The sequence below is a fragment of the Chitinophaga agri genome (assembly GCF_010093065.1).
In the GTDB taxonomy this organism is placed as follows: Bacteria; Bacteroidota; Bacteroidia; order Chitinophagales; family Chitinophagaceae; genus Chitinophaga; species Chitinophaga agri.
This window is the reverse complement of sequence record NZ_CP048113.1, coordinates 867,579-883,875: the sequence shown is the minus strand read 5'-3', so window position 1 is coordinate 883,875 and position 16,297 is coordinate 867,579. Positions and strand designations below refer to the sequence as shown.

The window sequence follows — 16,297 nt, the reverse complement described above, 5'->3', positions numbered from 1 at the left end:
TCCTAAAAATATTCAACATGAAAACAATCCTTTCTATCTCACTAATGGCTTCCTTTTCCTGCATGGTCATCTCCTGCGGAACGCCCAGCGCTGCCGAACATAATAACGACAATAAAACTGCCGACATTCCCGTGAAACTGCTGCCATTGAATGGTCAGCTGAATGCACATACAGCCATCGCCGTATCCGGACAGTTCACCACAGACGATGAAGTACTGCTGTCTTTCAAGACCGGCGGCATTATCCAGCGCATCATGGTAAGAGAAGGTGATGCCGTGAAACAGGGCCAGGTACTGGCCTTATTGAATCCGGTAGAGATCAATGCCCAGGTACAACAGGCAGAGCTCGGATTTGAAAAAGCGCAACGTGATTATAAAAGAGTGGACAATCTCTATAAAGACAGCGTCGCTACGCTCGAACAGTTGCAAAACGCAAAGACTGCATTAGATATCGCCGCTGAACAGGTCAAGACAGCTCAGTTCAACCGCGCGCATTCACAGATCACGGCAACTGCCAGTGGGTATGTATTGCGCAAGCTGGCCAGTGAAGGACAGCTGGTACAACCGGGTACACCTGTATTGGAGACCAACGGTGCAAAATCGGGTAACTGGTTGCTACGCGTCAACATCAGCAACAAGGAATGGGCGGCCATCAACCTGCAGGACAAAGCCAGCATAGAAGTAGAAGCGGTTCCAGGTAAAACCTTCACGGGTAACGTCTCCCGCAAATCTGAGGGCATACAACCGCAGAGCGGTTCCTTTACGGCGGATATCAGACTGACAGGAGAAAAGCCTTCCGCCATTGCTTTCGGCATGTTTGGCAAAGCGGTCATCACTCCGGTAACAGTGACAGCCACTGCCTCCCAGGGACCATGGGCCATTCCCTATGACGCACTGCTGGAAGGAGATGGTAACAGCGGTTATGTGTTTATCACCAACGACAATAAAACCGCACACAAGGTACCTGTAACGATTGCCGGCATGGAAGCGGAGAAGGTCATCATTAGTAATGGTCTGCAACAGGCGGCCGCACTCATTGTCTCCGGCAGTGCGTATCTCACTGACGGCAGCACTATCACGGTTAAATAACGCGTCTCCCGCATCAGCATTCTCTTTAAAACTATCGGAATCATGAAAATTTCTTCATACGCGGTAAAGAACTACCAGTTTACACTGGTCATCTTTATCATGATCATCGTCTTAGGTCTCACGACCATCTTATCCATGCCCCGTTCCGAAGACCCGGAAGTAAAATCGCCCATGTTCAGCGTAGTGGTAGTATACCCGGGTACTAGTCCGAAAGACATGGAAGACCTGGTGGTAGACCCACTGGAAAAGGAACTGTCCTCCCAGGAGAACATCAAGCGCGTACGTACCAATATTGGCGATGGACTGGCCGTTATCCGCGTGGAATATAAATACAAAAGTAACGTCGATGACAAATACCAGGAAGTACTGCGGGTTGTAAATGGCAAACGCGGGGAGCTTCCGGACAACATCAATATTGACGTACAGCGTGTACAGCCCAGCGATGTGAACATCATGCAGATTGCGCTGGTATCAGAGACGGCACCGAAAGATAAACTGCAATACTATGCAGAGAAGCTACAGGACGAACTGGAACGCATCAAGGCACTGAAGAACGTGGAGATCCATGGTATTCCCGGCAGGCAGGTCAAAATAGAACTGAACCTGGAGAAGATCGCACAACTGGGCCTGCCGGCTCATAAGGTCATCACCAGTATCCAGCAGGAAATGGCCAACATCCCCGGCGGCAGTGTAGATGCCGGCAACCGCAGCTACAATATCAAGAGCAGTGGTAGCTATCAGCAGCTGGATGAGATCAAGAACACGGTGGTGTTCAACAGCCAGGGGAAAAATATCTTCCTGAGAGATGTGTCGAATATCTACTACGGGTTCGCTGACGAACAATACGAGACACGACTCAACGGACGCCGCTGTGCCTTTGTGGTAGCAGCCCAGAAGGAAGGAGAGAATATCAGTCAGACACAGCAACTGTATGCACCGGTAGTCGCCGCTTTTAAGAAAACGCTGCCCTCCAATATTGACATGATCCAGCATTTTGACCAGGCAGATAATGTGAACAGGCGTCTCGGCGGACTGGGAAAAGACTTTATGATCGCTATCCTGTTGGTGGCTATTACCTTATTGCCACTGGGGTTCCGGCCGGCACTGATCGTGATGATCTCTATTCCTTTATCACTGGCAATCGGTGTGGTATTACTGAATGTCTTTGGTTACAACCTGAACCAGCTAAGTATTGTAGGGTTAGTAGTGGCGCTAGGTTTGCTGGTCGATGACAGCATTGTGGTGGTGGAAAATATTGAACGCTGGATGCTGGAAGGGCATTCACGGATGGAAGCGACCTTAAAGGCGACCCAACAGATCGGTCAGGCGGTGGTAGGTTGTACAGCAGCCCTGATCATTGCTTTTATGCCGTTAGTGTTCCTGCCGGAAGGTGCGGGCGATTTTATCCGTGGATTACCGATGGCTGTTGTGCTGAGTGTGTTTGCTTCCATGCTCGTATCCCTGACGATCATCCCGTTCCTGTCCAGCAAACTGCTGAAGGAGCATCAGGGCCATCCGGAAGGTAACATCTTCATGCGCACCCTGAAGAAACTGATCCATGGCAGTTATTCCCGTTTGCTGGACAAGGCACTGAACAGACCTCTCATTACCATCGTGGTGACGGTACTCATCTTTGGCGCCTCATTATTCCTGTTTCAGATAGTAGGGTTCAGTTTGTTTCCGGCATCAGAGAAACCACAGTTCCTGATCAATATCACGACACCGCCACAATCCAGTCTGACCTACACCAAAAGCATCAGCAGGCAGGTAGAGCAGGAACTCAAACAGGAAAGGACGATCCGTTACTTTGCGACAAATGTAGGCAAGGGAAATCCGCGGATCTATTATAACGTTGTACAGGAGCATGAAAGAGCGGACTTTGCCCAGATATTTATACAACTGGACGAGCATACCAGTGCGGATGAAAAGTTACAACTGATAGACAGGCTGCGTAAACGCTGGACACCTTATCCGGGCGCGAAGGTGGAAGTAATGAACTTTGAGCAGGGACCGCCTGCACCGGCACCGGTGGAAGTAAGGCTATTCGGCGACAACCTGGATACGCTGCGAAGCCTGGCAGGCAAAGTAGAGGGGATGTTACAGCGGGTCCCTGGCGCCATCTATGTGAATAATCCGGTGAAACTGCTGAAGACAGACATCCGGGTAGACATCGATAAAGAAAAGGCGCAGTTACTGGGTATATCAAGTGTGAATATTGACCGGACAGTACGTCTGGCAGTAGCAGGACTGAACCTGGGACATTACGCGGATAAGAACGACAACGACTATGATGTCCTGCTGACACGGAATAAGGATGGTCGTCCGACACTGGATGTATTCAATAACCTCTATGTAAACAACCAGGACGATAAGTCTTATCCGTTGTCGCAGGTAGCGAGCCTGAAAATGGAAGCCTCTCCCCTGCATATCAATCACCAGGAAAAGAGAAGAGTGGTATCGGTAACAGCATCCGTACAGGAAGGCTTTCTGGCCGACCGTGTCATTAACAGTACGATTGAGAAGATGAACGCGATCCAGTTGCCCGCTGGTTACAGTTATGAAATGGGCGGAGAAGTGGAAGCACGCCAGGATTCATTTGGCGGCTTTATGAGTATCATTATTGTGACGATCTTCCTTTTCATTGCGGTGCTGGTACTGGAGTTTAAGACATTTAAGAGTACACTGATCGTCTTGTCGGTGATACCACTGGGTATTGTAGGTGCGGCAATTGGACTGTGGGTAACGGGAAACTCGCTTTCCTTTGTAGCGATCATTGGTATGATTGCCCTGGCGGGGATCGAGGTAAAGAATACGATCCTGCTGGTGGACTTTACGAACCAGCTGAGAGAAGAAGGTAAATCACTGGATACCGCGATCAGGGAGGCGGGAGAGATCAGGTTCCTGCCGATCGTGCTGACGTCACTGACAGCTATCGGTGGACTGATGCCGATTGCAGTCTCCTCCAATCCGCTGATCGCACCACTGGCAATTGTGCTGATAGGAGGACTGATCAGTTCTACGTTGTTGTCGAGGATAGTGACGCCGGTTGTATATAAACTGATGCCGCCGAGAATTAATCAGGAAGCAGGAATGAGGAATTAGGAATATCTGATAATACAATGCTGCTACAAATAACCAGCGCTCCCGGACATTGGCCAGGAGCGCTAGTTGTTTCAGGAGGGCATGATCTAGTCAATTCCTGATGCCGATTTCTTAATTCCTGGTTATTTCCTGATCGTTTCCATCCAGGAGGCCGCCATCAGTGACGCACCCGGAATAGCAGGATGTACCCCATCGCCTGTCCAGTAAGACCCAGGCGCGGACTTCTCTGCTTTGTCGTAGATAGACTGATAGGGAATGAACGCCGCATCGTATTTAGTAGCGATCTCACGGGCAGCTACGCGATAGTCATTGAAGGCAGGGAACCATTTATCATCCACCGCCTTGACCCCATTCACCGCAAAAGGTTCACCTATAATGAGCTGTACTTCAGGCAGGGCCTGTTTTGTACGGTCGAGCAGTTTGGTAAAATCGTCCCTGTATGTTTTAATAGTACCGTTGTAATTACCGTTGAGTGTATGCCAGAAGTCATTTACACCGATCAGGATACTTAATACGTCTGGTTTTATCTGCAGACAGTCAGCATCCCATCTTTCAGCCAGCTGGTATACCTTATTACCGCTGATACCCTTGTTATAGATCTTGAGATTTTTATCCGGGAACTCTCTGAGGAGGGCGGCGGCAGTCAGATAAGCATAGCCGTTACCCAGTGCGGAAGGGTCGTTGGCATCATTCTTATCGCGTTTACGTCCTGCATCAGTAATGGAATCTCCCTGGAAGAGGATGACAGCATCCTTTTTCAGGCTTATCTTTTTGGCACGGGCGGGGCTTTCACTAGAGGTAGTTGCAGCGGATACAAGCTCAGGAAGGCTTAATGCGGCGAGGCTACCCAATGACACGTTCCGGATAAAGTTCCTCCGATTAGAATTTTTGTGTTGTTCCATGGAATTATGATAGTTAAGTAAGCACTTTGTGGCTGGTTATACCAGTTGTAATGGCGAAACCTGTAAGGGTTAAAGCTAATGAATTAAATAATAAAAATAAATATGCCGCCCAGGAATGAGCGGCAATTTAGTTATCTATCCTATGAAAACCTGTGTTTAAAAAATCTTCGCAGGCGCCTGGTATACAATTCTCATAATCAGCATACGCAGGTTGCGAAACCATTTGCGGCTTTATTATGGATATGGATATGGCAGAATTAATTACTTATGATATATTGATTAAACATATAACTTTCATGTCCTATTGGTAACAAATCCTACTTCAGATTTGCCTCATGTTAAATGACTTATGCATTTCTTGTGTAAAGATGTACAAATGTTGCGGGTGATTTCGTAAATTTCGGCACCTGATATTGAAAATGAGTAAGGACACACATGTTTCTAGGTGATAACACTTATTTTCAGAAAGGGCAGCAGACTTGGCTGTAAAAGGCCCCAATATTTGATGCATATTTACGTACAGCCGTTGTTACAGGCTGACTATGCCCACCATCTCCCGAGAAAAACCGTCGTTAAATGTTACCCCTGTTGTGCCCGTATTACATTGCTACGGGCCCGACAGGAAGTGAATCGTTCACCAATCATTAAACAGACTTAATGGATCATAAAACTTTATAAGGGACCTATAACTATGCCGGTATATTTTTTTCCTACTGCCAATTTTAGGAGCAGTTATGCGTTAGTAGGAAAAATAGTATGCGAATGTCCGGCAAACAACAATTATGAGGAAAACACAACTAACGGGGACGTACAAACTACCTCCAATTAATTAGCCAATGAAAGAGTCAACTTACAGCATTCTGGTTATTGAAGAAGATGCTGCTTTAATCAGGAAAATTCAACAGTTATTAACCCTGCATCACTACAACGTTTATACATCCAGCACTGCGGAAGAAGGTATCTATATCTGCCGCCAGTATCAGCCCGACATTATTGTATGTGGGGTGAAACTACGCGGTGGCAGTGGTTTTCATTTTCTGATGGAAATGAGAAATGATACGTCGCTGCAACATATTCCCTTTATCTTCATCAGTGGAAAAGATAATAAGGAAGATATGCGTATGGGCATGAACCTCGGGGCTGACGACTTCCTGGCCCGCCCGTTCAAGAGTAAGGAACTCCTGATGAGCATAAAGTCCAGGCTTACACGTTTTACCATTTTCAATCTGCAGCCCAGGGAAAGGCACACGACCATTGTCTCTCTGCCCGCTATTCCACAGGAAGCCCATCACAAGCTAAGCAAAACAGAGTTCAGGGTCATGCAGATGATCGCTGAAGGTATGAGCACAAAAGAGATCGCACAGTCACTTAACATCAGTATCAAAACAGTAGAAAATCACCGGCATAATATTTCAAAGAAATTAAATCTCACCGGTCATAATTCTCTTATTAAGTATGCCATAAAAAACCTCACACAGCAATACAAAATATTGTCTTAAGTTTGGGCCTGAGAGGGGTTTATCCCCTGTAAACCAGGTATATATGATTTACGAAAATCTGTTGTTGATTTTATCGCTTTTGTTTGTCGTTTTCATGCTGATGATGCTCGGACAACGACTAAAGATCTCGTATCCGATCTTTCTGGTCCTCGGCGGACTTGTCATCGGTTTTATTCCGGGAGTGCCACGTATCAAAATGGAACCGGAATTAGTGTTCCTGGTATTCCTGCCACCGTTACTGTTTGAAGCAGCCTGGTATACATCGTGGCATAACTTCTGGAAATGGAAACGGCCCATTGCGTTACTGGCGTTTGGACTGGTATTATTTACGTCAGGCATTGTGGCATATGTATCCACTGCTATGATACCCGGCTTCACTATGTCCCTGGGTTTCCTGCTGGGTGGCATCATTTCACCACCGGACGCAGTAGCTGCCACTTCTGTTCTGAAAAATGTGAAACTGCCCAAACGGGCGCTTTATATACTCGAGGGAGAAAGCCTTGTGAATGATGCGTCGAGCCTTATTGTATTCCGGTTTGCGGTAGCCTCTGTTGTTTCAGGGGTTTTCTCCCTGCACGAGGCAGCCACAGATTTCTTCCTGGTAACGATCATGGGTATTCTGACCGGACTGGCCGTCGGACATGTCTTTTATGGCATTTTGCGCTGGCTGCCGACCACTCCCAGTATTTCGACTTCCATGACCTTCATGGCGCCCTATTTTATGTATATGGCGGCGGAGGCATTCCATTTCTCTGGCGTTATGGCAGTCGTAAGCGGCGGGTTGTTCCTTTCCTTCCGCTCCCACGAGATCCTGAATTATAACGCCCGTATGCAGGCAGTCAGTGTCTGGAAGACGGTCGCCTTTATCCTGAACGGGATCGTGTTTATTCTAATCGGACTGGAGCTGCCCGAGATCGTGGAAGGTTTGGGGAACTATTCCCTGGGGGAAGCGATCAGGTACGGGGTCATTATCAGCTTTGTTGCTATTTTCATTCGTATACTATGGATGTACCCCGCTACTTTTATTCCCCGGTTACTTTTCAGGTCCGTCCGCGAAAAAGAAAATCCACCGGGCTGGAGGGCCCCGCTGGTGATAGCGCTGGCCGGCATGCGGGGTGTGGTATCACTGGCATCAGCGTTATCTATTCCCCTGGTATTATCGGACGGCACTAACTTTCCCCATCGTAACCTGATCCTGTTCATCACATTCGTGGTTATCTTCATTACGCTCGTGATTCAGGGGCTGTTATTGCCTGTCATTACCAAACTGCTGAAGGTAACCGAGATCGATAATGTGGTGCCTGAAGTGGAGCAGGAAACGGGCATCCGACTGCACCTCATGAAAGTGGCGCATGCCCAGTTACAGCATGCCTATAAAAAGGAGATCGAAGACAATGAGCTGGTCGCCAACCTGCACCACCAGCTGCAAAGTGGTATTTCATTGTCTACGACCAAGCTGGCATCGTTGAAATGTGACGATACAGAATTACAGGAGATACAGCTGTATCATGATATTAAGAAACGCCTGATCGCATTACAGCGGAAGGAGTTATTCCGGCTGAAGAAAGAGCACCAATATGATGATGAGGTACTGCGCAAGCAGGAAGCGATGCTGGACCTTGAAGAAGCAGAAATAAACGGCAGAAGCGCTCACTAGCTGCCGTTTATTTTACTTTAGGTGCAATGCACCTTTAGCATCGTAGGAATGATGTATATCGCCGATCAGTTCCATGGTTTCCAGGAAATAATCGAGATGTTGCAGTTTTTCGAGACCGCCGGTGAACTTCTTGCCGGCCAGTTCTTTATTATCAAATACGACTTCCACACCATACCAGCGTTCTATTACGCTGGCGATGTCCGACAGCGGGGTATTGTGAAATACATATACGCCTTTCATCCAGGCCAGTACTTCGCTGTCATCAAATTCGGTGATCCTGTAGCCTTTGTCACTACTGTAAACAGCTTCCTGTCCGGGTTTCAGCTGCACTTCCTTACCATCTGCCTTCGTGATAACTGCCCCGGTTACGAGCGAGGTCCTGGTGAGGCCGTCGCTATAGGCGTTGACGTTAAAACTGGTACCGAGTACCAGTATATCCGTTTGTTCGGTATGCACGATAAAAGGCTTGGCGTCATTTTTACTTACCTGAAAATAGGCTTCCCCATCCAGGTAGACTTCCCGTTTATCACCAGTGAAATTAAATGGAAAACGCAAACGGGAAGTGGCATTCAGCCACACTTCCGTACCATCAGACAATAATAGTTTATAATCCATTTTCGGTGGTACGGTCAGTGTGTTATAGCCGCTCCCCATGCCAGCGCCGCCGGTATATTGTAACTTTTTGGCACCTGCACTCAGTTGTACATCTCCGGCCCTGATATCCTGTCCTACCTGGTTATAGGGCAGCGCGATCGTCTCCCCTCCTGCCAGCTGCAATTGTAAACCGTTCTTTGGTGCAGCGGGCTGACTGACAGGCATAGCCGCAGCTACCTTTGGCTGCTGCAGGTTATGCTTCCATATGAGACTGATACCAGTTGCGGCGACGGTAATTACAGCGGCTGCGAACAACCATTTTCTGAGACTACGTATATTCGTATTCTTTGCAGACAATTCCATTCTGACACTACTCCAGGCGTTGGCAACATCTATCTGCTGCCAGAACTTTTCCTCTCCCGGCAGGGAGAAACTATGCTTCAATGCACGCCACATGAGTTCTACATCCTCATGTCCGCTTATCAGCCCCGACACATACCGGTCGTCTGTCTCGTTAATCGTACCGTTGCGTTTCTGTAATAAAAGCTGGTATATGTGTTCGTGATTTTCACTCATCTTTGTTTACGTTCAGTTGATGGTAGATGGCTCCGCACGTGGAAAATACAGACTACATTCCTGCAATCTATTGCATGAAGCTACGCAGATCCGTTCATTTAAACTGTTAATTACCGGTTAACGCGTTTGCAAACAAATTGTTATGAAGAACTACTTCGGACAGAAGTTATGAATGCTGGCGTTAAAAGAGAGACCAGCCGGGAAGCTGTGATGGGACAAAAAAGACCGGCTGTACTGCTATGCAGTACAGCCGGTCTGTAAAATCAGATGTGTATATGATTAGTATTTTGAATCCGGACGGTTAGCCAGGGCTTTACCGAATTCGTAGTTAGGTTTGTTACCCATAGTGATCTTCAGGGTACCGCCTTTCAGGATGTCCGCATGACGGATGTAGCTGTTTTTGTATGGCTTACCATTCAGCGTTACCTGCTGGATATAGATGTTCTCCGCACTGTTATTGATGGTCTCCACCGTGAAAGTCTTACCCTGTACCTTCAGGCTGGCTTTTTCAAACAGCGGGCTGCCAAACACGTAAATGCCTTTCGCAGGATTTACAGGGTAGAAACCCAGTGAAGACAGTACATACCAGGAAGACATCGCACCTACGTCCTCATTACCAGCCAGTCCTTCCGGAGTAGTGGTGTAGAAGTCTCTCATGACCTGTCTTACTTTTTCTGAGGTCTTCCACTGATTACCAGCGTAAGCGTACATGTAGGTTACGTGATGGCTTGGTTCATTACCGTGGGCGTACATACCTATCAGACCGGAGATGTCATTTGATGCTTCTGCTCCCATGTCACCTTCCGCTACGAACAGGCTGTCCAGCTTCTTTGTGAAGGCGTCATCGCCGCCCATCAGGCTGATCAGCCCTTCCACATCCTGTGGTACCAGCCAGGTATACTGCCAGCCGTTACCTTCGGTAAAGTCGCCTTTCTCATGGATAGAATGGAAAGGATCGTATGGTGTTTTGAAGCTGCCATCATCCATTCTCGGACGAACGAACTTAATGGTGCTGTCAAAATAGTTCTTGTAGTAACCAGCGCGTTTGGAGAAATATTCAAAATCAGCTGTACGTCCCAGTTTCTTAGCTACGGCAGCTATGCACCAGTCGTCAATGGCGTATTCCATTGCTTTGGACACAGATTCGTATTCTTTATCAGCCGGAATATATCCCTTTGCCTTGATGTCTTTCATACCCAGATCATCTCTGGTAGCCGACGTTTTCATGGCTTCGAATGCCTCATTGATGTTAAAGCCTTTGTAACCTTTCAGGTAAGCATCCGCAATAACAGGTACGGCGTGGTACCCCACCATACAGTTGGTTTCGCTACCCACCAGCGGCCAGATAGGGAGTTTACCCTGCTGTTTGTAGATGGTCAGCATAGAGTTCACAAAACTGTTCACTCTTTCCGGCTGTGTCAGTGTGTACAAAGGTGCGCAGGAGCGATAGATATCCCACAGGGAGAAAACGGTATAGTTGTCAAAGCCCGGATTAGGATAGACTTTCTTGTCAGTACCACGGTAAGAACGGTCATGATCATTGAACAGGGCCGGACCGATCATCGTGTGATACATGGCAGTATAGAAAATGCTTCTGGCAGCAGTGTCTTTTGTCTGCACCTGGATCTTGTTCAGTTCCTTGTTCCATTTTGCGGTAGCCGTTTTCACAGTACCTACGAAGTCCCAGGAAGGGATCTCACTGTTGATGTTTGCCAGTGCGTTTTCACTGCTTACAGGAGAGATACCTACTTTCAGCATTGCTTCCGCAGGCGCTTTATCGAAGGAGATCACGCCTTTGATCGTTTTGCCCTTACCTTCGGTACCGGAAAGTTGTTTATCACCGTCAAATACCAGGAAGTCTTTCACCGGCACGTTGCTTTTGATAGCAAACCACAGGCGCTGATCTTCCGCCCATCCCTTGGAGTAGCGGTAACCTACGAGGGTGTAGTCATCCTTTTTCTGAATGAATGTTTCTACAGGCGAATCCCAGCCGATACCTTCTTTCAGGTCGATAATGATGTGACCCTCCTGTCCCTGCGGGAAAGTATATTTATGGAAGCCAACCCTTTCAGAAGCAGTCAGCTCCACTTTGATATTGTAGTCTTCCAACTGTACCGCGTAGTAACCTGGCTTCGCGGTTTCGTGCGCATGTGTGTAACGGGAACCGTACCCGCTGGTCGGATTCTCCTGTGTACCCTTGTTGGTTCTGATCTTACCGGTATACGGCATGATCAGCACATCACCCAGGTCACCGATACCAGTACCACTCAGGTGCATTTGCGGGAAACCGATCACTACGCTGTCTGAATAGTGATATCCCGAGCACCAGTCCCAACCTTTAACAATGTTGGTAGGTCCCACCTGTACGGCACCAAAGGGAACACTTGCCCCCACGAAAACGTGACCGTGTCCACCGGAGCCGATGTACGGGTTAACGTATTCTGTAGGTTTAAAATCCTTTGCTGCTGCGAAAGTTGGCTTTTTGTCTTGTCCGTTTACCTGCATGCCGGCCAGTAAGAGTGAGGCCGCCAGAACAGGATAATGCTTAAGTCCCAATTGCATATCTCAAAATTCCTTTAAAGGGAGCAATATACGGCGGGGAAGCCATAAAACGAAGCGGATGGAGATACTGGCAGTGCATGTTAACAATTTACCAACATATACGGGGCAGGGTATCAGTACTGATTTTTTGTCAGACGGCAGGTATGCAGCGAACAGTGATACAACCGCATTCCACGCAGTGAACCGTCCTGGTTGTCCTGAATACACCCTGTCAGCCTCTTTTATGATCCGGACGAACAAGCGACGAACAAGCGACGAACTAGCGACGAACAAGCGACCTGTTTATAAGGCGGCCGAATAAACTATCAGCATATGTCAATTCGGCATTATTTCAATAGGTAATAACACTTTTTGGGTATGATCATCTATTGCGGTATCGGGCTTCCATTTTCCGGAATTGGAAATCAATTAGCTACCACTGAAAATTAACCGGCTCATCCGATAAAAATAGCACGAAGATGTGACAGATATAATAATTAGATATAACATTTCTCACATTTCACCATGCTACTTGTGTGTGATTAGTGTATATGATACATTAAAATAATTAATAAATAAAATTTTAGTCATATCTTTACTTAATATAATATAAGATATAACATAATGTTATATACTTATTGCCTTATTACTGTTATAATTTGTATGAGATGAAAGGAATTTTACTCATTTTATCTATCCCCATTTTAGTCTGTTCCAGCTTCTTTGCCAGGGCCCAGGGGCCTGGTTTAAGTGGTTTTAACTACCAGGCACTTGCCCGGAGTTCTGACCAGGGAGATCCGTTAAAACTGCAGGCGATCCAGGTGCGTTTCAGCATCCTTAGCGGCAGTGTGACCGGCAACCCCGTGTACATTGAAAAACATAACGCGTTAACTAACTCTCAGGGTTTGTTTAGCGTTATTGTTGGTCAGGGCAACGTTGAAATGGGCTCTTTTGCAGCCATTCAATGGAGCGCGGCCAATCAGTTCCTGAAAGTTGAGCTGGACAAGAACGGTAACAACGACTTCGTACCCGTAGGCGTAGTACCTTTCATGGCTGTACCTTACGCCCTGTACGCTGTCAATGGCGGTTCAAACAACGGTGGCGGTAACGGCGGTACCAACGTCAACATCGTATGGCTGGGAACACTGGCGAATCCGCCGGCAAATCCATCTGCGGGACAGGCTTATTATAACAGTGCAGATAAGAAATCTTACATCTACGATGCCAACAATCTCCCGCAGATCATGGCGCAGGACGGTACAGACGGCACTCCTGGTCCGGCTTTATCGTGGTTAGGTTCCTTCAGTGCTGAACCTACTCCTACCGGCCCGAATCAGGCTTACTACAATATCACTGACAAAAAAGCCTATATCTACGACGGCACCACCTGGCAGATCTTCTCTGAAAGTGGTACTGACGGGACAAACGGTGTAGGTACCGGTGTAAGCTGGTTAGGCGCACTTGCTGCCGCTCCTGCGGATCCGGCGCTGAATCAGGCTTACTACAATACAGTTGATAAGAAATCCTACATCTACGACAGCACGAACACCTGGCAGATACTCGCCCAGGACGGGAAAGACGGCGTGATCGGTTCAAATGGTCAGGATGGTACCTCTATCTCCTGGCTGGGCGCACTGGCTGCCGCTCCTGCCTCTCCAACCCTGAACCAGGCCTACTACAACTCTACCGATAAAAAGTCTTATATATATGATAGCACCGGGGTATGGCAGTTGCTCGCCCAGGATGGTGCTGATGGTAAAGACGGTACTGTCGGTGTCAACGGTGTTTCTATTAACTGGAAAGGTGCATTGGCTGCTGCTCCGGCAGAACCGGCCCTGAATATGGCTTATTATAATACAGCCGACAGAAAATCATATATCTACGATAGTACCGGCACCTGGCAGATACTGGCGCAGGACGGTACAGGATGGAACCTCTCCAACCTGGAATTCAGAGCCGACGGTTCTATCGGACTGACCACTACTGCGGATGCTGACACCGTAAAATCAGTGCACAGAGCATGGCTGATAAGAGGTAATACCGATACCAATCCGGCGCTGGACTTCTTAGGCACAAACGACGATAACCCTTTGATCATCAAAGCGGGTGGTACAGGTACACAATATGAAAGAATGCGTGTATTCCCTGATAAACCACAGATCATTGTAAATGGTACAGACGATGCTGGTACTTCACTCGGCAAGGGCGTATTCACTGTATTCTCGGGTGATCACTCCACAGGTATTGTAAATGATCAGCCTATCTATACCAACGCTATTATCGGTTACGCCAACAGCGGTACCGGTGCTGGCGTAGCTGGTTATAATGCCAGTAACGGTTATGGTGTGAAAGGTTTCACCCAGGTAGGTTCCGGTGTATATGGTTCAGGTACGACCCGTTTCAACGAGGGTGTAAGAGGTTACAACTCCTCTACCAGCGGCGGTCTGGGTGTGATAGGTATGACCAACTCCCCTTATAAGGCAACCAACTCCTTCCGTTCCGGTGGTGTTTTAGGTATGTCGACACACGCGACTGGTGTGGGTGTAGTGGGTACCGGTAATAATATTGACTATCAGACTATCACCAACGCGCCCGAAATTGGTGCTGGTGTAATGGGTATGGGTACCCGTGTAGGTACGATCGGTTTCGGTACTACCGTAAACGTTGGTATCGGTGTAATGGGTGTTGGTAATAACCAGACAACCGTTCTCCCTACCCATGGTGGTGCTGGTGTGGTGGGTATTGCAGGTGGTATTGGTGCTACACAGTATCCTGGCGTAGGTGTGCTTGGCTTTGCAAAAGGTGATGCGACTGATGTGGAGCGTTGGGGTGGTATCTTCGAATTTGGCAGAACGGCTTCGTCTGTGCACGTATATACTTACCTGGCTGGTAGTAATTCCACCGGCATATATGGTGTGATCTCCAACGGTACCAAATCGACCGTTGTTAAAGATAAAACCGGTGAAAACCGCCTGCTGTTCTGTACAGAAGCCCCTGAAGTACTGTTCCAGGACTTCGGTACCGGCGAACTGGTAAACGGTGTGGCTCATATCAACCTGGAAGAACTGCTGACACAATCCATCCGCGTAGATGCCAAACACCCGATGAAGGTGTTCATCCAGCTGGAAGGTGAGTGTAACGGCGTATTCGTTACTAATAAATCTGCCAAAGGTTTTGATGTTAAAGAATTACAGGGTGGTAAGTCAAGCGTTCCATTCACCTGGCAGATCGTTGCTTCCCGTGCGGACGAAGTACTGCCTGACGGCACCGTACTGTCTTACTCTGACAGACGTTTCCCTGTTGGTCCGGGCCCGCTCGCAGCAACCGATGTACTCCCGACTCCTGATTCAGCTGCTGCAACCACGGCAAAGCCTGCACTGAAAGCAGCTGAACTGAAAAAAAGCGAAAAAGAAGTAGTAAATAAAGCATTTTCAAACCTCCAGTTCTCCAGTGCCAAAGCTGAAATAGCAGCTTCTTCACTGCCTTCTCTCGATAAAATGGCTGCATTACTGCAGGCACATCCGGAATGGCAGCTGCTGCTGAGCGGTCACACGGATAACGAGGGTACCGAAGCATTTAACCAGACTTTATCAGAAAAAAGAAGTGAAGCAGTAAGACAATACCTCGTAACCAAAGGTGTCTATGCTGAAAGGATCACCACCAAAGGTTATGGCCAGACAAAACCGCTCGTTGCCAACGACAGCAGAGATGGTAAAGGCAAGAACAGAAGGGTGGAAATGGAAATCTTTACTGAAGAAAAACCTTAACAATGAACGTAATCAGTAAATTATTGGCAATAAGTGCTGCGGGTGTGTCATTCCTCTTACCGGGGATGACACATGCGCAGTCTTCTGCGTTACTCCCAAAGATAGAACGTCAGGTCACTTCCAGTGGTGGAAAGGGCTTCGTCGCCACACTCACGGATGTCGATGGTGAATCACGCGATTACAATATCGATTTTACTGTCGGGGAAATAGCGGTGAAAGCGATCAACTACCCGGATTATGTGCATCTGCACCAGGGGTTTCATCAGGGTGCACTGTCCCTCCCAAAGCTGAACGCTGATGAAATGCTGGTATACCCCAACCCTACCGACGATAAACTGAGGATCAAATACAACCTGGACCAGACCGTGAAAAGGGTGGACGTACGTGTGATCAACCTTTATGGACGCACGGTATTCTCTGATACGAATACCCCGATCAGTGCACTTAGCCAGTTGTATGAATATGAGCTCAATGTGTCAGATTATGTGCCGGGTATTTACCTGGTAACGATCATCTTCGATACGGGTATCAAAGTGACAAGAAAATTTGTAAAATTCGATAAGTGATGAGT

The 16,297-nt window shown here is 47.7% G+C and carries 10 protein-coding genes; 7 read left to right on the top strand and 3 right to left on the bottom strand.

Translation table 11 applies throughout. The features are described from left to right. Positions 1–17: 17 nt before the first annotated feature. Together GWR21_RS03285 and GWR21_RS03280 are read left to right on the top strand one after the other, a co-directional pair. Complete coding sequence (locus tag GWR21_RS03285) at positions 18–1,088, top strand: efflux RND transporter periplasmic adaptor subunit (protein ID WP_162330356.1); 1,071 nt, start codon at positions 18–20, stop codon at positions 1,086–1,088. A gap of 42 nt (positions 1,089–1,130) precedes the next feature. Continuing rightward, complete coding sequence (locus tag GWR21_RS03280) at positions 1,131–4,190, top strand: efflux RND transporter permease subunit (RefSeq protein WP_162330355.1); 3,060 nt, start codon at positions 1,131–1,133, stop codon at positions 4,188–4,190. Between the two features lie 122 nt (positions 4,191–4,312). On the opposite strand, the gene GWR21_RS03275 is transcribed toward GWR21_RS03280, so the two are convergent. Continuing rightward, complete coding sequence (locus GWR21_RS03275) at positions 4,313–5,092, bottom strand: SGNH/GDSL hydrolase family protein (protein ID WP_162330354.1); 780 nt, start codon at positions 5,090–5,092, stop codon at positions 4,313–4,315. Positions 5,093–5,928: 836 nt separating this feature from the next. Between GWR21_RS03275 and GWR21_RS03270 the strand changes: the two genes are divergently transcribed. Then, positions 5,929–6,591 (top strand): response regulator transcription factor, encoded by a 663-nt coding sequence (locus GWR21_RS03270; protein WP_162330353.1) that lies wholly within the window; start codon positions 5,929–5,931, stop codon positions 6,589–6,591. Positions 6,592–6,634: 43 nt separating this feature from the next. Continuing rightward, a complete protein-coding gene (locus GWR21_RS03265) occupies positions 6,635–8,248 on the top strand; it encodes a Na+/H+ antiporter (protein WP_162330352.1) in 1,614 nt (537 codons plus the stop codon). Between the two features lie 12 nt (positions 8,249–8,260). Here the strand turns inward: GWR21_RS03265 and GWR21_RS03260 are convergent, their stop codons facing one another. Then, complete coding sequence (locus GWR21_RS03260) at positions 8,261–9,418, bottom strand: FecR family protein (protein WP_162330351.1); 1,158 nt, start codon at positions 9,416–9,418, stop codon at positions 8,261–8,263. 279 nt (positions 9,419–9,697) lie between these two features. Then, a complete protein-coding gene (locus GWR21_RS03255) occupies positions 9,698–11,980 on the bottom strand; it encodes a GH92 family glycosyl hydrolase (protein WP_162330350.1) in 2,283 nt (760 codons plus the stop codon). A 58-nt stretch (positions 11,981–12,038) separates the two neighbouring features. On the opposite strand from GWR21_RS03255, the gene GWR21_RS03250 reads away from it, so the two are divergent. The 3 genes from GWR21_RS03250 to GWR21_RS03240 all read left to right on the top strand — a co-directional run bounded on the left by GWR21_RS03250 (position 12,039) and on the right by GWR21_RS03240 (position 16,292). Beyond that, positions 12,039–12,281, top strand: a complete 243-nt coding sequence (locus GWR21_RS03250) for a hypothetical protein (protein ID WP_162330349.1) — start codon at positions 12,039–12,041, stop codon at positions 12,279–12,281. A gap of 346 nt (positions 12,282–12,627) precedes the next feature. Next, the gene (locus GWR21_RS03245) at positions 12,628–15,726 is read left to right on the top strand and encodes an OmpA family protein (protein WP_162330348.1); all 3,099 of its coding nucleotides are present in this window, start codon (positions 12,628–12,630) and stop codon (positions 15,724–15,726) included. A gap of 2 nt (positions 15,727–15,728) precedes the next feature. Beyond that, positions 15,729–16,292: a T9SS type A sorting domain-containing protein gene (locus GWR21_RS03240; RefSeq protein ID WP_162330347.1), complete on the top strand. Its 564-nt coding sequence runs from the start codon at positions 15,729–15,731 to the stop codon at positions 16,290–16,292. Positions 16,293–16,297: the final 5 nt, after the last annotated feature.